Consider the following 16,657-nt stretch of genomic DNA (forward strand, 5'->3'; position numbering starts at 1 on the left):
GTCTTTTTTTGAGTCAACCGCCGTGCTCGTTACCTCGCAGGCTGAAATCCAGACTGGCGCGTGTTCCCAGCGTCGGCATCGACTCCAGCGTCAGGCGCCAGTGAAAACGATCACAGATGCGCCGCACCAGAAATAATCCCAGTCCTTTTCCGGTCCCGGCTTTGGTCGACTGTCTGACCATGCTCAGGTAGCGCCGGGACGCTTCGGCGGTGTCGAAGCCCTCGCCGGAGTCGGTCACGCTGACAGTCCCGTTCTTGAGCCGGACCGCGATGGTACCGTCGTAGGTGTTCTCGGCCGCGTTGCGCAACAGGTTGCCGATGGCGATGCGCAGCATGGCTTCCGGAGCGAGCAGCGTCAGGGTTTCGTGGATGTGGATGGCGAACCGGACCGGCTTACCGTCCAGCAGGTGTTCATGATCCCTGATGAGCTCGGGTAGAAGACGGTCCAGCTCGATGGGGTCGTCCGCTCTGGCCACCTTCGGCTCGCGGGATAGGAAGAGCAGGGCGACCATGATCTCCGTGAGGTTTTCCACCGTGGCACGCATGCGCTGCAAGGGCGGTGTAGCGCTGGCGGGCAGCGCCTGTCGGTCCAACACGTCCAGCGCGCCGCTGATCACGGCAATCGGGGTACGAAACTCATGGCTGGCCTGATCCAGCAGGCTGCGCTCACGCGCCATGAATTGCTCGACCCGCTCCAGATGCGCATTGATCCCGCTGGCGATCTCCTGAAGCTCTTGCTGAACATAATGCACAGGCAGGCGCTGCGCAGGTCGTTCCGGGTCAAGTTGTTTCATGCGGTGCGCCAGTTCCTGAACCGGGCGACGCATGCGTACGTACAGCCAGGCGATCGCGCAGATGATCAGTATCAGATTCAATAACAGGTAGAAGGCCCCGATCAGTGCGATCCTGTTTTGCTGATGCTCCAGATCGCTGATGTCGATGGCGGCGATCATGCGTCCGGATTCGAGCGCGGTGACCAGCACGGCATAGTCCGAATCACCGGGTAGCCAGTAGTCGGTGTCCAGATCACCCTCGCTGTAAAAACCCGGTGCCAGCGTCAGGAATTCCTCAGGCATGCCAGGAACATGAGCGTCGCCCGATACGTTCCAGATCCGGATTCTGCCACTGTCCTGAACGTCTGATGGTGAGGTTGCTCGCAGGGCGTTTTGTGTAGAAGTCTCCAACAGTTCTTTCCAGACCGGATGGTCGATAAGGTCCTGGCTCATGGAGGCCTGGGTCGCCAGTCCGGCCGTCATCAGCAGACCGAAACCGACCAGAATCAGGCTGATCAGCCGGTGCAGGCTGCCGCGGCTGCCAAAGAAGTCGGTCATGACAGCACGCACAGGCGAAAACCGACACCCGAGACCGTGTGCAGTAGCCGGTCCCCGGCTGCGCAATCGCTGTCGATAGTCCTTCTGAGCAAGTGCATGTGTGAGCGCAGCAGGTCGCCGTCCGGCACCCGGTCCCCCCACACCAGTGACTCAAGCTGGGTCCGCGTTACCACGTCGGGCGAGTTGCGCATCAGGACCTCCAGAAGGGTTCTTCTTATGGGCGAGAAGGGCAACTGTTTTCCCGCTCGGGTGATGGTCTGCGTGCCCAGATCGAACCTCAGATCGCCGACCTCCAGCGTCTGTCGCACGCTGGAGCGTGGCTGACTGCGCGCCGCCAGCACCCGCAGACGGATCTCAAGTTCAGGCAGTGCCAGCGGCTTGACGATGTAATCGTCCGCCCCGGATTCGAAACCTTCCAGTTTGTCGTCCAATTGATCCCTGGCAGTCAACAGCATGACCGGGACCGGACTGCCGATTTCATGACGAAGGTGGCGTAGCAGGGCGATGCCGTCCATGCGCGGCATCATCCAGTCCAGCACGATTACATCGTAAGTGTTCTCCAGCAGCAGGCGCATGGCGGCCTTGCCGTCGGGCGCTGCATCGGGCGTATGACCACAGGCCTCAAGGTAGTCGAACATGTTGGCCGCCAGGGCCAGGTTGTCTTCGACGATTAACACGCTCAGGGAACGCTCGATCATGAGGGGCTGAAACTCTGCTGTAGCGTTGATGAGTCAGTCTGACAGGTGTCAGAACTTACGCGAAATGCCGATGAACATTGACGTCGAGCTGTCGGTCCCGTGCTCCACCAGCGGGCTGTCGGTCAATTCGTCCGGCAGGCTGGTGTAGCGTATATTGCCCGACACTTCCCACTGTTTGCCGATGGGTTGCGAGAAGCCCAGGCCAATGTAGGAAACGCTGGCGCTCCCTGGCCGGTAGCGGGTGATGCCACGCTGCTCTTCCTTGTTCAGGGTGCCGAAGTAGTAGTCCACCAGATTGGCAGACAGGTGTGTAGCGCCGATGTGAGGCTTGAAGCGCGTCTCGCCCCAACTGATCGGGTACGCGTATTCAAGGTTCATCGAGTAACCGTCGCTGGTCCCGCTGACGTCGGATTTTGCGACCAGTTCGAGCTGCCCGCCGCTGCCACGCAGGCTGGCTGCCAGACCTGCATCAATGCCGTTGTCGCGGTCCTCCAGCAGATCCCGGTCGATACCGTTTCTGGCCAATTCACGGCGACCGAAGTCATCGCGGTCGATGCCGTCCATGTTCAGAGACACAATGGCGTCCAGCGAAAACACGCCGTTGTCGACCAGGTGATAGCCGCCGCTGATGCCACGTAGAAAAAAGCTGTCGCTGTCGTACCTGATCAGTGGCAACGGATTGACCTGCGTCCCGGCCCCGGCATAAGGGCTCTCGTTGATGGCTGCACCGAGGCCCAGGCTGAGGCTCGAGGATTCGGCAAACGCGGCCTTGAAAGGTAGAACAGGCAATAACAGGGCGGCAACAGCGGGCACGGACAGTCGTTTCATCGCAGTTCTCTGAGGTGAGCTTGAAAGGAATGGCGAGTGTGCGTGCGGTACTGTCGTTTCCTTGTCGCTGCGTCGTATCAGGTCGCGATTGCAGCATCCGGTTCGGGCGCAGGCCGTTGCAGGTAGTGTTCGATCAGCGTCACAACTTCTGAAACAAACGCCGGTTGGGCGAGCAGTTCGGGCTGGTCTGCAGTGACGTTATGGATAATCGCGTGGGCCGCGATCCCCATCAGGTAAATCGCAAGGTCCGGGTCAGGGACGTTCTTCATGAACGGCCTCAGGACTTCTGCGAACTGTCGCTGGAGCGAATCCTTGTCCTCCTCCATCTGGCGGACGGTGCGGGGCAGCTCTTCGTGGATGGCCTTGTGCAGTGCCGGAGCAACGCGGTGTTCGGCGACGATCATTTCGATGATCAGCGTCAAAGCGTCTCTGAGCGAGGGTTGGGCCGGCAGAACGTGCAATACCTCAAGCAGGTCAGTGCGTGTGTCAGCGGCATGGCGTCGCTGCAACTCGGCAATGATCGCCTCTTTGTTCGGGAAAAACTGATACAGCGAACCGATATTGACGCCTGCGCGTTCGGCAATGGCGTTGGTGGTCAGACCGTCCCAGCCTACCTTGGTCAAAATGTAAGTCGCTGCTTGAATAATGGCATCGACCGTTGCGCGAGAACGCGCCTGAGCCGGGATCTTTCTGGGTTTGACGGGAAAGCGGCTCTTGCTCATTGGGCGCTCCGGAACATGAGTTTTTAAAAACTAAGTATTAACTTACGATTTGAGTCGTGAAAACACAACGTTCTTCACGTACCGAGAATCGAATCATGAACACACCTGATCCCGTACTTGCGTGGGAAGCCTTTCAGGCCGCGAATCACTTTCGTCGAGCCGTCCGAAAATTCAACGCCACCCCTGTTGCAGAAAGTGATGTGCAGGCCCTGCTGGCGGAAGCGGCTTTTGCACCTTCGAGTGGCAACATGCAGCCCTATCAATTGCACTGGATTCGCGACCCTGTGTTGAAGGCCAGCATGGCGGAGGCCTGCAACGGGCAGAAAGCCGCTGCAACGGCAGCCGAATTCATTGTGGTCGTTGCCAGCCCCGCACTGGGACTGCGTACCGCCAAGGCCCAGCTCGAACATGTCGAAGGCTCACGGGTACTGGGCGAAAACTCGAAGGTCTACTATCGCAAGCAAATAGGCATGTTCAAGAAAATTCTCGGCGTCGGGTCGTCCGTCCTGTGGTCACCGCTCGTCGCGCTCGCCACGCTGTTTCGTCCGACGTTGTCGCTGATTCCCGTAGGCCCTGTCGGCGGCCGTCAGTGGGCGGCCCGCAACGCTATCTTTGCCGCTCAGACCCTCATGCTGGGTGCCGCGGCAAAAGGGATCGATACCTGCCCCATGGAAGGGTTCTCCGCCTCACAGGTTGCCAGACTGCTGAATATCCCGCGTGGTGCTGTCATTCCGCTGGTCATCGCGCTCGGGTATCGGGCAGACGACGCCAGGATCGAGGATCGGTGGCGCAACCCGATATCGGATCTTGTGGTTTCTCATTGATCACGGGCGGGTCTCGATAGTGAACTGACGACGTTGGCACGCGCTGCGACAGCCGTTGACGGTTTGACGTGCGCTTACATCCGGTTATCCCAATGACTTCCAGAATTCTGTGTTGCGCAAACCCGTGCGGACGTCGCTCGTCCGCGCATCCGTGGTATTGGCGATTATCACTGCACACCCTGAGTATGGCCCTGTTGGCGTCAGGCGGTTGTGCGTTGCAGCCCGCCTACGTCAAACCGACTCTGCCGACTCCTGCCGACTGGACTGAGCAGCGTTCTGCGGCAAACGGTCAGCAGGCGTTGCAGGATGCGGCGTGGTGGCATCTCTTGAACGATAAAGCGGTCGACGCTCTGATCGGGGACGCATTCGCTGACAACCCGACCTTGTTACAGGCATTGAGTCGCGTGGACGAAGCCAGGGCGAGCGTAAACGTGCAGGAAGCGGCGACGCTGCCTGCGATCGATCTGGACGCCAGCCTGAGGCGGGCGAAGAGCCAGAATACCTCGCCGGTTCGTTCGGGCGTGACAGCACTCAGTACCTCGACCTCGGCTGGCCCGGTTTTCAGTTGGGAGCTCGATCTCTTCGGGCGAGTCAGTCAATCGATCGAGGCTTCGCGCGATCACCTCGATGCCCGCACCGCAGACGCAGCGTCGGCGCGTCTGACCCTCGCAGCGGATGTGGCAAATGACGTGCTTTCTCTGCGCGCATGCGAAAACTCCCGGCGCGTGTGGGTAGACGATATTGCTTCCCGCGAGAAGACCCTGGCGCTGACCCGGCTGCGCATGAACGCCGGGCTGGCTGCGCCCGCTGACGAGGCTCGTCTGCTGACCGGCCTTGCAGGCTCGCGCACCAGTCTGGCGACTCAGGTTGATCAATGTGCCCGCCAGGTCAATGCGCTGGTCGCGCTGAGCGGTGAAGAGGCCGATAAAGTGCGCCTTCTGATCGGAGCGCCCGCCGCTGGGGACAGCGCCGAGCCGGTGTCCATGCCTCGGGCACCGCAAGCGCAACCTGAGTTATCCGCGACAATGCTGACATCGCATCCCGCCATCATCTCGGCAGAACGCGAAATGGCCGCCGCCTGGTCCGATATCGCCGTGGCCCGCGCTGATCGACTGCCGCGTATCGACCTGGCGGCTGCGCTGACCGGGCAATGGATTCGTGCGGCAGGTTCCAGCCTCGATTTCAACACGTGGTCCATCGGACCGAGCCTGACCGGTCCGCTCTTCGATGGCGGGGCGGGTGCGGCAAATGTGAAAAGTGCCCAGGCTCGTTATCGGCGCGCCAGCGCCAGTTTGCGAGGCACGCTACGTACAACTGTCGAGGATGTGGAGAACGCGCTGGCCGCGCAAGCCTCGGCAGCGTCGCGGGTGCTGTCCACACAGGAAGGTGTCAGCGCCGCCCGCACCACCTTCAAGGTCAGTGATGACCAATGGAAAGCCGGGGCCATCAGTCTGTTCGAGCTGGAAGACGCCCGTCGGCAGTTTGCGTCGGCACAGGATGCCGAAATCTCCGCCCTGCGCGATCAGGGACAAGCCTGGATCGCGCTCGTCAAAGCCACGGGCACCGCTATCACCTTGACCCCGGACACCACTTCTCATGAATAAGTTATTGATCCTGGCCTTCAGCCGCAGGTCACTGAGCCTGATCGTGCCGTGCGCGATGCTGATCATCGCCGGTGTGCTTTATATGAGGCCGACTGAAGCGACCCCGTCAGCCAGCCTGCCTGCTCCGGCGCTGACCGTGACCGTCGCCTCGGCGGTCGACACCCTCTGGCCCGGGATCATCGAAGCCGGTGGTTCTGTTGCACCCTGGGAAGAAGCCGTGATCGGCGCTCAGGTTTCCAATCTGCGGCTTACCGACTTGCGCGTCAATGTAGGCGATCACGTCACACGGGGGCAGTTGCTCGCCACCTTCGATGCCGATCTGTTGAGCGCCGATGAAGCGCGTCTCAAGGCCAACTGGCTTCAGGCCGATGCCAACCGCAAGCGTGCGTTGCTGCTCAAAGGTACAGGCGGCATGAGCGATCAGGACGTGCTTCAGTATGAAACCCAGGCAGATGTCACCAGGGCACAGCTGACCGGCACGCAGTTGCAGCTGCGCTATGCCCGTGTGGTTGCACCGGACGATGGCGTGATCAGCGCACGCAGCGCCACAACGGGCGCCGTGTACGGTAATGGACAGGAATTATTTCGCCTGATTCGTCAAAGCCGGCTGGAGTGGCGTGGCGAACTGAGTGCGGCACAAATGACTCAGGTGCAGTCCGGCCAGCCTGTCGATCTCGAATTGCCTGATGGCACGTCGGCTTCCGCCACCGTCCGTGAGCTGGCCCCCAGTCTGGACACTCAGACCCGGCTGGGACTGGCCTATGCCGACATCGACTCCGGCAGTACGGCACGTTCGGGCATGTACGCCAAAGGCAGAATCGGACTGACAGAGCGTCCTGCAGTGGTCGTTCCTGCGGCAAGCGTAGTGATTCGTGACGGCCGCAGCTACGTCCCCAAAGTGCTCGACGATCACCGCATCAGTCTGCAGATCGTGACAGTTGGCAGGCGACATGTCAGCGATGTCGAGATCGTTTCCGGGATCAGCGCGGGCGACAGAGTGGTGGTGCAGGGCGCCGGTTTTCTGAATGACGGTGACCTGGTTCACGTTGCTGCCGCACCGTTGCAAGGGAAGGAGTAAGTCATGAATTTCGCCACCTGGTCCATTCGCAACCCCATCCCTTCGATCCTGCTTTTTATGCTGCTGTCACTGGCAGGCATCCTGAGCTTTCGTGCCTTGCCCATTGCCAACATGCCTGATCTCGACTTGCCTACCGTGGTCATTTCACTGACCCAGCCGGGCGCGGCTCCGGCGCAACTGGAAACCGAGGTGGCGCGCAAGGTCGAGAACTCCCTGGCGACGCTGTCCGGTATCAAGCACGTCAGCACCTCCATCGTTGACGGGCTGGTCACTATCAACGTTGAGTTCATTCTGGAGAAGAAGCTCTCCGATGCCCTGATCGAGGCCAAGGATGCCGTAGACCGCGTGCGATCCGACCTGCCCAGCGATCTGGAACAGCCGTCCATCAGCGCAGTTCGTGTTGGCAGTGATGAGGCGACATTGCTGTATGCGGTGTCTTCTTCGCGCATTGATGAAGAGGCGCTTTCGTGGTTTGTCGACGACACGTTGAGCAAGACGATATTGAGCGTGCCGGGCATCGGTAAGTTCGAGCGCGTCGGCGGTGTGCAGCGCCAGGTGCGGGTGGAAGTCGATCCCGCAAGCCTCGCTGCACAGGGCGCGACCGCTGCGGACGTTTCACGTGCCTTGAAGAGCGTCGAGCAGGAGTCGTCTGGCGGGCGAGGGCAAATGGGCGGGGCCGAGCAGGCCTTGCGGACCATCGCCACCATAAGGCAGGCGGACGAGCTCAATAGCCTTCCCGTGGTGCTGAGCAATGGTCGACGCGTGAATCTGGATCAGGTGGCGGTGGTCAAGGATACCTACGCGGATCGTACCCAGATCGCGACGCTCGATGGCAAGCTGGTAGTCGGGTTTCGGTTGTTTCGCGCCAAGGGGTTCGATGAGACCCGCGTCGCGGCAGACGTGATGCAAGCGCTCGATCAGCTTCGGTCCGCTGACCCGAGCCTCGGTTTTACCAAGGTCTCCGGCACTGTCGACTACACCCGCGAGCAATACGAAGGCTCTATGCACATGCTGTACGAAGGGGCGTTGCTGGCCGTTCTGGTGGTGTGGTGGTTTCTGCGCGACTGGCGTGCCACGCTGATCTCTGCATCGGCGTTGCCCTTGTCGGTATTGCCGACGTTTCTGGTCATGAACTGGCTCGGTTACTCGCTCAATACCCTGACGCTGCTCGCGCTGGCAGTCATCGTCGGCATTCTGGTGGACGATGCCATTGTCGAGATCGAGAACATCGAGCGGCACAGTCGCATGGGCAAACCCATCAAGCAGGCTGCGGGTGACGCCGTGACTGAAATTGCTCTGGCTGTCATGGCAACCACCATGACCCTGGTGGTGATGTTCCTGCCCACCGCGATGATGAGTGGCGTCCCCGGCCTGTTCTTCAAACAGTTTGGCTGGACGGCGGTGGTGGCGGTGCTGTCCTCGCTTCTGGTGGCGCGGATACTCACGCCGATGATGGCGGCTTATCTGCTCAAGGCCCATGAAGCCAGGCAGGAAACGGCTGAGGGTGCGCTGATGACGCGCTATCTGGGTTGGGTGCGCTGGTGCCTGAAGCATCGTGGCCTGACCCTGGTAGCCACCCTGTTGGTGTTTGTCGCGTCGATAGCCATGGTTCCGCTTTTGGAGACGGGCTTGATTCCAGCGTCCGACAAGGGGTACAGCAATATCAACGTGGAACTGCCTCCGGGCAGCAGTCTGGCGGCGACCCAGTCGACGGTCGAGGCGGTGAGCCAGGCCATCAAGGGCATTCCGGGCATTGAGCATGTGTTCAGCACGGTAGGGGTGGCTCAGTCTGCCGGGCACGGACAGACCCAGGCAGCCGAATTGCGCCGCGCCACGATGACCCTGGTGCTGTCTGCCCGTGGCGCGCGTGCCGGTCAGACCGATATCGAAAACCGGATACGCACGGTGTTGCATGACGTGCCGGGTGCGCGGTTCTCGCTGGGCACGGGTGGTCTGGGTGAGAAGATGGCACTGATCCTTTCCAGTGATGACCCGGCGGCGCTCAAGGCGACGGCGCAGGCGCTGGAGCGTGAATTGCGTGATGTACCGGGCCTCGCCAACATCACCTCGACCGCAAGTCTGGAGCGCCCGGAAATCGTAGTCCGACCGGACGCCCGCCAGGCGGCGGAGCGCGGCGTCACCACGGCGACCATCGGCGAAACGTTGCGCATCGCAACCAATGGTGACTTCGATGCGCAGATGGCCAAGCTGAACCTGGATAACCGTCAGATATCGATCCAAGTGCGTATTCCACAACTTGCGCGGCAGGATCTGGACACCATTGCCGGTCTCCGGGTCCGTGGCCGGGACGGGCTGGTTCCTCTGTCGAGCGTCGCAAATCTGAGTGTGGAAAGCGGCCCGACCCAGATCGACCGCTATGACCGACGTCGCTATGCCAATGTCAGCGCCGACCTGGGTCACATGCCGCTCGGCCAGGCACTGGCTATCGCCCGGTCCTTACCGGCCATCCAGTCGATGCCGTCCAGCGTCAGACTGATCGAGACAGGCGACGCAGAGATCATGGCCGAGCTGATGGGCGGGTTCGGCATGGCCATCATCATTGGTCTGGTTTGCGTCTACGTGGTGCTGGTGCTGCTGTTCAGCGATTTCTTCCAGCCGTTGACTATTCTGTTTGCCATTCCGCTGTCGGTGGGCGGCGCCTTTGTCGCCTTGCTGCTCACCCGAGGCATGCTGAGCCTGCCGTCCCTGATCGGTCTCGTGATGCTGATGGGCATTGTCACCAAGAACTCGATTCTGCTGGTCGAGTATTCGGTGATGGGCATCAGAAAGCAGGGCCTTTCAGTGGTGGATGCCCTGATCAATGCCTGCCACAAGCGGGTTCGCCCGATCATCATGACCACCCTTGCAATGATCGCGGGGATGATGCCGATTGCCTTGGGGCTGGGTGCTGATGCGAGTTTCCGACAGCCGATGGCGATTGCGGTGATCGGCGGGTTGATGACCTCGACCGCGTTGAGCCTGCTGGTCGTGCCTGTTGCCTTCACTTATATCGACGACCTGGAGCGCTTGCTGCACCGATGGTTCAGTCGCGACCCTGCTCGCCGTGGCGAGCCTACTCACTGAGATGTGAAACAGCCTGTTGCCTGCCCAGCCGGGTCAGGCCGTACAGCACCGCACCGACCACCAGCATGACCCCGGCCCGCAGCCATGTTTCCGGCCCTTGCTGAGTCAACAGTAACAGACAGGACAGTATCCCAAGGGCGGGAATCGCCCCATGCACCTGAAAGTGTGCAGGCTCGACCTTGTCACGCTTGAGCACCAGCACGGCCACATTGACGCTGAGGAATACGAACAGCAACAGCAGCACCACCGTTTCGGCGAGCGTGGTCAGGGTGCTGGTGAACGACAGCGCGATGGCAACCCCTGTGGTGACCAGAATGGCAACGCCGGGTGTGCGTCGACGCGGCAGCACATTGCCCAGAAGCGCAGGCAGCAGCCCTTCGCGCGCCATGCCGAAGGTCAGCCGGCTGGCCATGATCATCGTCAACAACGCGCCATTGGCGACCGCAATCAGCGCAATCAACGCAAACCAGGGTGACGGAATTCCCAGGCCCGACGCCTTGACGACATCCAGCAGCGGTGCCTGCGAGTCCTTCAACTGATCCACCGGCAATACCATGGCCGCGCCCACGCCGACCAGCACATACACAGCGCCTGCAATCAGCAGGGCACCGAACAGGGCGCGGGGATAGACCTTGCGCACATCCTTGATTTCCTCAGCCAGGTTGGCGGAAGTTTCGAAGCCGACGAAGGAATAAAAGGCCAGCAACGATGCCGCCAGAATGGCCGTGGCAGGGGAGGCCGTGTCCAGTTCGAACACCCTTTGCGGGACGCCCTGACCCTGACCGACGAACCAGGCAGCAGCAGCGATCACCATGACCAGTCCGCTCAGTTCGATGGTGGTCATCAGCAGGTTGGCTCCCAACGACTCCTTGATGCCTCGCGCATTCAACAATCCAACGATCACCAGAAACCCGACACAGACCCATTGCGGAGGCACGCTGATCAGCGCTTGCAGATAGTCACCGGCGAACGCAACGGCCAGTCCTGCTGCGCTGGTGACGCCCGCCGCGATCATCGAGAAGCCCACCAGAAAGGACAACAGGGGTTTGCCAAAGGCTTTTTCGGCATACACCGCAGCGCCGCCCGCCCGTGGGTACTTGGTGACCAGTTCCGCGTAGGACGCTGCCGTCAGCAGGGCAAAACACAGTGCGATCAGCAAGGGCGCCCAGATGGCTCCGCCCACGCGTCCGGCGATGGTGCCGGCCAGCGCATAGACGCCAGCGCCGAGCACGTCGCCAAGGATGAACAGCATCAGCATCGGAGCGGTAATCGCGCGTCGTAGTGACGCTTTTTCGTGACTGGCCATGGGGCGTGATTCCTTTCAGCGGCTGCGGCGTATGAGGTTCAGCGTTATGAGGTTCAGAGCCTTGCAGTGGCGGTTGGTTCTGACTTTCGGCCAAGTGTCCTGATCGAAGGCAAGGGCTCGGCCTGCTTCGGTTCTGGAGCGATGCCTGAGGAACGTCCGATGGAATGTTCCAGGGTTCAGTCTTCTTCGCGCCGCCTACGGCAGCGCTCCAGCAGACGCCTGCGTGGGGCTTCCGGGCGAAGCTCCCGGACGATCAGCCTGAAAATCTGTTTCACTTTGCTGGCGATATCGTTCGTCAGTGAATGTTTTGCATCCCGTTTTTGCTCAGTGACCGCTGTCATCAATTCCTTCATTCAGGGCTCCCATGGCCGACAGTTGGCACCGGATGGGTCTGGCCGGTGCCTGTCTGAAAAATGATCTTGATTCAAAGGGGAAATTCAAAACGATGATCCTCGGTCCTGACAGGCGGTCTCAGGAAGTGAAACGTTGGTCATGCAAGGGAGAATCGGCCAGGTGCGTTGTCACAGTTGCGGTATCCGGATGAATCTGTGAGGGCTGGACCTTGAATATTGCATGTCTGGGCTGGGGGTCATTGATCTGGGAGCCGGGCTCGCTTGCGCTGGCGGGTGACTGGTACGGGGACGGTCCTGCGCTGCCGATCGAGTTTTCGCGAGTGGCGGACGGGGGCGAGTTGTCTACCGCCATTTGTTTGAACGCGCCGCCCGTCAAGGTGTGCTGGGCGTTGCTGGCGGTGCCCAGCGTCGAGGAGGCCTGTGCGGCATTGCGTGACCGTGAACAGATCCCTGAGCAGCGCGAAGGTGCGGTGGCCAGTCTGCTGGTTTCGCGCAAGCCGGTCGGTGCCTTGATGGAGTGGGCGTGGAACCGGCGGATCAACGCCGTCATCTGGACGGCATTGCCGCCCCGGTTCGACGGCATCGAAGGCCGCGTCCCATCGGTCGAGGATACGGTGGCGTACCTCTCGGGGCTGACCGGCGAAACGCTCAAGCATGCGCGCGATTATATCGAGCGGGTTCCCGAGCAGATCGACACGCCCTATCGTCGGATGATCAGGCGTCAGCTGGGATGGCATCCCGGATCCGCGCTCTGAATTTCTGCACGGTGTGAGCCGTAAACCAAAACCTTCCGATGATGGGAGTTGCAAAGTGAAACATGAACGTCATGAGCAGTTTGAGGCCGTCCGGGTAACGCTGGAGCGATTGCGCGACGACATTCGAGGCCTTGAGCGCAGCGAGCTTGAGCGAGTGGCGCATCTGCGCGGCCATCAGACGGTCGATGATCTGGAGGCGCTGCAGCAGTCGTTCGTCAAGCTGGATCACGCTGTGCTGGACATCGAACAGACGCTGGCCAGTCTGGGCGAGGCGACGGGGGACATCGGAAAACTCTAGGCCGTGGCGCTGTGCCGGCATGAACCATGGGTCCGTTGCACAGTCCTATTCGGGCCCTGAAAAAAGAGCTGCAGCCTGCCGGCCAGTTCTGCCGTTCCGGTGTTCCCCATCCTCCAGAGCCCGTGCCGATCATGCGCAAGCACCTCCGTTTCCCGTGGCCTATCCGGCGTTGCCTGATTTCGTTCGCTTTCTTGTTTGCCGTGCCTGCGATGGCCAGTGATGAACAGCAGTTGGTCCAGAGCATCAATGCCTATCGGGCGCAGCCGCAGCGCTGTGACGCGCGACCCCCCAAGGCGGCTCGTCCATTGGCATTGAATGGTGGCGTCACGCTGCCCATCGTCTTCAACGGCAGTTCACGCGATGCCTTGAAGGCAGCAGGCTATCAGGCGGTGACCGTGCGCACTATTCGTCTGGCGGGCGCGCAGGATGCCAACGAAGCGTTCGGCATGCTCAAGGCGCGTTACTGTGGCGCGTTGCTGGATGCTCAGTACGCTGACATCGGTATCACTCGAGAGCGCAACGACTGGCGCGTCGTGCTGGCCCGCCCGTTGATCGACAGCAAGCTGAGCGACACCCGTTCGCCGGGCAAGCTGCTGCTCGCACAAGTCAACGAAGTGCGTTCCAAACCCCGGATGTGCGGCAAACGGCTATTTGCAGCGGCACGGCCTGTGGTCTGGAACGCCACGCTGGAACTGGCTGCTCAGGGCCACAGCCAATCGATGGCCAGCGAAAACTACTTTCAGCACCGCGGTTTCGATGGGGACTCGCCCGCTGACCGGGCGCGTGCGGCGGGCTACAGCGGTCGGCAAATCGGCGAGAACATTGCGGCCGGGCAAAGTACGGCCAGCAAGGCCATGGCCAGTTGGCTGGCCAGCCCCGGACACTGCGCGAACCTCATGAACCCGATGTTCACCGAGGTCGGGGTGGCGTATGCGACCGGCGTACAGACCGACTATGGCGTTTACTGGACCCTGCTGTTCGGTGGGCCTTGATACCGAGTGTCGCTACCGTTGGTCGTGCCGTGGGACGCACTGAACAAACCGTTGAGGCAGCCTGATTGTCTGCTAGGGAAGGCGTGACGTTTCACCCGTCGCGGCCTTTCAATGCAATGAAGTGATCAGGAGTATTCACATGAGCAAGCCAGCGATCTGCCTGGGTTTTTTCTGTCTGTTGGCCCTGCACGGCTGCTTCGACAACTCGGGTAACGAGACCAGGGACAACACCGACGGCAGCAAGTCGTCGGTGCAGATGCAGCAGGGCGAATCCGGGCAGAGCAAGTAATCCTCATGACCCTGTCCGTGACTGCCTCAGACTTGCAGATCGATTTCAGCGAGGACAAGGAGAAATCCCTGTTCAAATGGCTGATCGCCAGTTTTCTGATAGGCAAAAGGATCCAGGCCCAGATCGCCTGCGAAGCCTACCGCGTGATCGTCGAGCACAGGGGGCGTGATACGCCTCGCAAGCTGGCAAGCTGTACGCATCGTGAACTGGTCGCCATGCTGGGGCAGGCGCATTACGTACGCTATGACGAGTCCACTGCCGAACGGTTGCTGGCACTGGCCAATAAACTCAACGAGGAATACGGCGGCAAGCTTCTCGACCTTTACGAGGCCAGTGATGACCGGGCGGATTTCGAGAAGCGCCTGCTGGCGTTTGATGGCGTAGGCCCCAAGACCGTGGAAATCTTCATGCGCGAGGCCGCGAGGCTGTTGTATTGAGCCCGTTACTTGTCGGCTGCGCGGGTTGGAGCCTGGCGCGTCAATATTGGCCCGTATTCCCTGATGACGGCACTCATCTGCAGCGTTATGCAACCCGCTTCAATGCGGTGGAAATCAACAGCTCGTTCTATCGGCCTCATCGGCCGCAGACGTATGCCCGCTGGGCCGAGTCGGTACCTGAAGATTTTCGATTTTCCGTGAAGCTGCCCAAGACCCTCAGCCACGAGTTGCGTCTGCATGACTGCGAAAGCCTGCTAAGGGTATTTATCGAACAGTGCACGCAGTTGGGTGACAAGCTGGGGTGCCTGTTGATCCAGCTGCCACCCTCATTTCGCTATGACCCTGAGATCGCACAACGCTTTTTTTCGTTACTGCGCCGGTACTACGCCGGGCATGTGGTGCTCGAGCCGCGCCACGCGTCGTGGCGGCAGGCGCAGTCGCTGCTGGTCGATCAACGTATCGGGCAGGTCGCCGCCGATCCGTCACCGGTGTCAGGTGGTGACGTTCCAGCGGGTTGGCAAGGTGTGCGCTATTGGCGGCTTCACGGTTCGCCGCAGATTTACCACAGCCCGTATGGTGCCGAGCGGTTGGTGACGATTGCCGAGCATTTACGCCGTTCCGTTGAGGAAGGCGCAGCGCCCTGGTGCCTGTTCGACAATACCGCCAGCGGTGCGGCAGTGGGGGATGCGTTGGCGCTGCAAGGGCTGCTCGCGGGCTGATTTGCCCTTGCGCCCGCGCGCTTACTCCCGCCCGGCCAGCTTGGCCTCGACTTCGCGATTCTTTTCCTTGAGCGTCTCGGCGTCCTGTTCCTTTTCGCGGTTGGAGGTCGGGGTGATGATCTTGTCGACGCCTTCGGCAGGTGAATCCTGATTGTCGATGTCCTTGCGCACGACCTCGACAGGCTCGCCGGACTGGTCGACGGTGGGGGTGTACGGCTGGTCTTCCGAAGCCTTGCCTTGAGGTTTCGCGTGGTCATTACTCATGTTTATTCCTCACTGATGATTGTCTTCCTTGGAGAGGGCGACGAAACGGCGAGTTCGATCTTTTTCAATCTCATCTGCCTGACCGCTGTCAGTCTCGACGCAACGGGCGGGGCGTTGAAGGAGATCGATCAGCGTGGTGGTCGACTCGTTGAGGCTCTGCCGGTCGCGGTGCACCAGGCCCACGTCTCGATGAAAGGTCTGCTCGCCAAGGTCCAGCGCCCGGATACCTTCAGGCCACGGATGGTGACTGGCCGTTTGCGGTATGAGCGCCACGCCCAGACCACGGGCGACCAGCTTGATAATGGCCTCCAGTTCATCCAGTTCGCAGACCTCCCGGACGCTGAACGGCATCTGGCGCAGGAAGCGATCCACCTGACGGCCGCCAAACGAAGAACGGTCATAACGAATGAGGGGTTGTGACGAGAGCAACTGCATCCAGTCATCGCCCGGTATTTCAGCCGGTACGATCAGGCGATAGGGCTCCTGCGCGAGACTGGTCCAGCGCAAATCGCTTTGCAGCGAGAAGGGCGGTCGGATGATCGCCGCCAGATCGATTTCGCCTGCATCCACCTGATTGACCAGATTCATGGAAACACCCGGAATGACCCGCGTCCGGCATTGCGGCCACAAACGGTGAAAGGCCGCCAGCGCGTCCGGTAGCAGCGAGCATTGCATGGAGGCGATGGCACCGATCGTGAGGTGCAGCACGGCGGGCTGCCCGGCAGGAGATGACCCCAGATTGTGGTAGAGCCGGATCAGTTCCTGCGCCTGCAGCAGGGTCTGGTGACCCATGCGATTCAGCTGCGCCGAACGCCCCTTGCGCTCGAACAACGCAAAGCCCAGTTCCGCCTCCAGACGCTGCATTTGCGCGCTGACGGCCGCCTGGGTCAGGCCGATTCGGTTGCCTGCCGCGGCAAAGGTTCCGGCCTGTGCAACGGCTACCAGGGTCTTGAGCTCGCGAATCATTGATAAATCTCTTTTGTGTATTCGAGAAATATATATTGATTTTAGTGTTGAGTCCTCGTGCATATGATGGGGCCGGCGTTACCAACAAGGACGCGCCGACGTCCTGTCCA

The 16,657-nt window shown here is 60.8% G+C and carries 18 protein-coding genes; 10 read left to right on the forward strand and 8 right to left on the reverse strand.

The features are described from left to right. Positions 1–13: 13 nt before the first annotated feature. From JTJ32_RS05040 to JTJ32_RS05055, 4 genes are all read right to left on the reverse strand, one after another. Positions 14–1,330 (reverse strand): sensor histidine kinase, encoded by a 1,317-nt coding sequence (locus JTJ32_RS05040; protein WP_210041220.1) that lies wholly within the window; start codon positions 1,328–1,330, stop codon positions 14–16. Beyond that, positions 1,327–2,028: a response regulator transcription factor gene (locus JTJ32_RS05045; protein WP_210041222.1), complete on the reverse strand. Its 702-nt coding sequence runs from the start codon at positions 2,026–2,028 to the stop codon at positions 1,327–1,329. Before JTJ32_RS05045 ends, JTJ32_RS05040 begins: the two co-directional genes overlap by 4 nt. A 48-nt stretch (positions 2,029–2,076) precedes the next feature. After that, complete coding sequence (locus tag JTJ32_RS05050) at positions 2,077–2,856, reverse strand: MipA/OmpV family protein (protein ID WP_210041224.1); 780 nt, start codon at positions 2,854–2,856, stop codon at positions 2,077–2,079. Positions 2,857–2,933: 77 nt separating this feature from the next. After that, a complete protein-coding gene (locus JTJ32_RS05055) occupies positions 2,934–3,578 on the reverse strand; it encodes a TetR/AcrR family transcriptional regulator (protein WP_210041226.1) in 645 nt (214 codons plus the stop codon). Positions 3,579–3,673: 95 nt separating this feature from the next. Here JTJ32_RS05055 and JTJ32_RS05060 point away from each other — a divergent pair, with 95 nt between their 5' ends. From JTJ32_RS05060 to JTJ32_RS05075, 4 genes are all read left to right on the forward strand, one after another. Next, positions 3,674–4,402, forward strand: coding sequence for a nitroreductase family protein (locus tag JTJ32_RS05060; protein ID WP_210041228.1), 729 nt, complete (start codon positions 3,674–3,676; stop codon positions 4,400–4,402). Between the two features lie 92 nt (positions 4,403–4,494). Then, the gene (locus tag JTJ32_RS05065) at positions 4,495–6,006 is read left to right on the forward strand and encodes an efflux transporter outer membrane subunit (RefSeq protein ID WP_236059195.1); all 1,512 of its coding nucleotides are present in this window, start codon (positions 4,495–4,497) and stop codon (positions 6,004–6,006) included. Then, complete coding sequence (locus JTJ32_RS05070) at positions 5,999–7,084, forward strand: efflux RND transporter periplasmic adaptor subunit (RefSeq protein WP_210041230.1); 1,086 nt, start codon at positions 5,999–6,001, stop codon at positions 7,082–7,084. Before JTJ32_RS05065 ends, JTJ32_RS05070 begins: the two co-directional genes overlap by 8 nt. Before the next feature lie 3 nt (positions 7,085–7,087). After that, positions 7,088–10,168, forward strand: coding sequence for an efflux RND transporter permease subunit (locus JTJ32_RS05075; protein WP_210041232.1), 3,081 nt, complete (start codon positions 7,088–7,090; stop codon positions 10,166–10,168). On the opposite strand, the gene JTJ32_RS05080 is transcribed toward JTJ32_RS05075, so the two are convergent. Beyond that, positions 10,158–11,474, reverse strand: a complete 1,317-nt coding sequence (locus tag JTJ32_RS05080; protein ID WP_210041233.1) for an APC family permease — start codon at positions 11,472–11,474, stop codon at positions 10,158–10,160. The two genes, JTJ32_RS05075 and JTJ32_RS05080, sit on opposite strands and share 11 nt — an antisense overlap. Positions 11,475–11,650: 176 nt before the next feature. After that, positions 11,651–11,827, reverse strand: a complete 177-nt coding sequence (locus JTJ32_RS05085; protein ID WP_210041235.1) for a hypothetical protein — start codon at positions 11,825–11,827, stop codon at positions 11,651–11,653. A gap of 209 nt (positions 11,828–12,036) precedes the next feature. Between JTJ32_RS05085 and JTJ32_RS05090 the strand changes: the two genes are divergently transcribed. The 6 genes from JTJ32_RS05090 to JTJ32_RS05115 all read left to right on the forward strand — a co-directional run bounded on the left by JTJ32_RS05090 (position 12,037) and on the right by JTJ32_RS05115 (position 15,317). Beyond that, entirely contained in the window at positions 12,037–12,582 is a 546-nt protein-coding gene (locus tag JTJ32_RS05090; RefSeq protein ID WP_236059196.1) for a hypothetical protein, read from the forward strand. A gap of 55 nt (positions 12,583–12,637) precedes the next feature. Then, positions 12,638–12,880 carry a hypothetical protein gene (locus JTJ32_RS05095; protein ID WP_184322923.1) on the forward strand — a complete coding sequence of 81 codons (243 nt, stop codon included), beginning with the start codon at positions 12,638–12,640 and terminating at the stop codon, positions 12,878–12,880. Between the two features lie 131 nt (positions 12,881–13,011). Then, positions 13,012–13,872, forward strand: a complete 861-nt coding sequence (locus JTJ32_RS05100; protein ID WP_210041237.1) for a CAP domain-containing protein — start codon at positions 13,012–13,014, stop codon at positions 13,870–13,872. Between the two features lie 139 nt (positions 13,873–14,011). After that, on the forward strand, positions 14,012–14,161 hold the full coding sequence (locus JTJ32_RS05105) for a hypothetical protein (RefSeq protein WP_210041239.1): 150 nt from the start codon (positions 14,012–14,014) through the stop codon (positions 14,159–14,161). Positions 14,162–14,166: 5 nt separating this feature from the next. Continuing rightward, entirely contained in the window at positions 14,167–14,598 is a 432-nt protein-coding gene (locus JTJ32_RS05110) for an HhH-GDP family DNA glycosylase (RefSeq protein WP_210041241.1), read from the forward strand. Beyond that, positions 14,595–15,317 (forward strand): DUF72 domain-containing protein, encoded by a 723-nt coding sequence (locus JTJ32_RS05115; RefSeq protein ID WP_210041243.1) that lies wholly within the window; start codon positions 14,595–14,597, stop codon positions 15,315–15,317. The genes JTJ32_RS05110 and JTJ32_RS05115 overlap by 4 nt, the downstream gene beginning before the upstream one ends. A 21-nt stretch (positions 15,318–15,338) precedes the next feature. On the opposite strand, the gene JTJ32_RS05120 is transcribed toward JTJ32_RS05115, so the two are convergent. Together JTJ32_RS05120 and JTJ32_RS05125 are read right to left on the reverse strand one after the other, a co-directional pair. Then, positions 15,339–15,581, reverse strand: a complete 243-nt coding sequence (locus tag JTJ32_RS05120) for a hypothetical protein (protein WP_210041245.1) — start codon at positions 15,579–15,581, stop codon at positions 15,339–15,341. 9 nt (positions 15,582–15,590) lie between these two features. Next, a complete protein-coding gene (locus JTJ32_RS05125) occupies positions 15,591–16,547 on the reverse strand; it encodes a LysR family transcriptional regulator (RefSeq protein ID WP_236059197.1) in 957 nt (318 codons plus the stop codon). Between the last annotated feature and the right edge of the window lie 110 nt (positions 16,548–16,657).

Origin of the sequence: Pseudomonas alliivorans (assembly GCF_017826695.1) — a bacterium.
Classification (GTDB): domain Bacteria; phylum Pseudomonadota; class Gammaproteobacteria; order Pseudomonadales; family Pseudomonadaceae; genus Aquipseudomonas; species Aquipseudomonas alliivorans.

Coding starts and splice junctions, on each gene's coding strand:
- JTJ32_RS05040 (WP_210041220.1), bottom strand. CDS start 1,330: ATGACCGACTTCTTTGGCAGCCGCGGCAGCCTGCACCGGCTGATCAGC.
- JTJ32_RS05045 (WP_210041222.1), bottom strand. CDS start 2,028: ATGATCGAGCGTTCCCTGAGCGTGTTAATCGTCGAAGACAACCTGGCC.
- JTJ32_RS05050 (WP_210041224.1), bottom strand. CDS start 2,856: ATGAAACGACTGTCCGTGCCCGCTGTTGCCGCCCTGTTATTGCCTGTT.
- JTJ32_RS05055 (WP_210041226.1), bottom strand. CDS start 3,578: ATGAGCAAGAGCCGCTTTCCCGTCAAACCCAGAAAGATCCCGGCTCAG.
- JTJ32_RS05060 (WP_210041228.1), top strand. CDS start 3,674: ATGAACACACCTGATCCCGTACTTGCGTGGGAAGCCTTTCAGGCCGCG.
- JTJ32_RS05065 (WP_236059195.1), top strand. CDS start 4,495: ATGACTTCCAGAATTCTGTGTTGCGCAAACCCGTGCGGACGTCGCTCG.
- JTJ32_RS05070 (WP_210041230.1), top strand. CDS start 5,999: ATGAATAAGTTATTGATCCTGGCCTTCAGCCGCAGGTCACTGAGCCTG.
- JTJ32_RS05075 (WP_210041232.1), top strand. CDS start 7,088: ATGAATTTCGCCACCTGGTCCATTCGCAACCCCATCCCTTCGATCCTG.
- JTJ32_RS05080 (WP_210041233.1), bottom strand. CDS start 11,474: ATGGCCAGTCACGAAAAAGCGTCACTACGACGCGCGATTACCGCTCCG.
- JTJ32_RS05085 (WP_210041235.1), bottom strand. CDS start 11,827: ATGAAGGAATTGATGACAGCGGTCACTGAGCAAAAACGGGATGCAAAA.
- JTJ32_RS05100 (WP_210041237.1), top strand. CDS start 13,012: ATGCGCAAGCACCTCCGTTTCCCGTGGCCTATCCGGCGTTGCCTGATT.
- JTJ32_RS05105 (WP_210041239.1), top strand. CDS start 14,012: ATGAGCAAGCCAGCGATCTGCCTGGGTTTTTTCTGTCTGTTGGCCCTG.
- JTJ32_RS05110 (WP_210041241.1), top strand. CDS start 14,167: ATGACCCTGTCCGTGACTGCCTCAGACTTGCAGATCGATTTCAGCGAG.
- JTJ32_RS05120 (WP_210041245.1), bottom strand. CDS start 15,581: ATGAGTAATGACCACGCGAAACCTCAAGGCAAGGCTTCGGAAGACCAG.
- JTJ32_RS05125 (WP_236059197.1), bottom strand. CDS start 16,547: ATGATTCGCGAGCTCAAGACCCTGGTAGCCGTTGCACAGGCCGGAACC.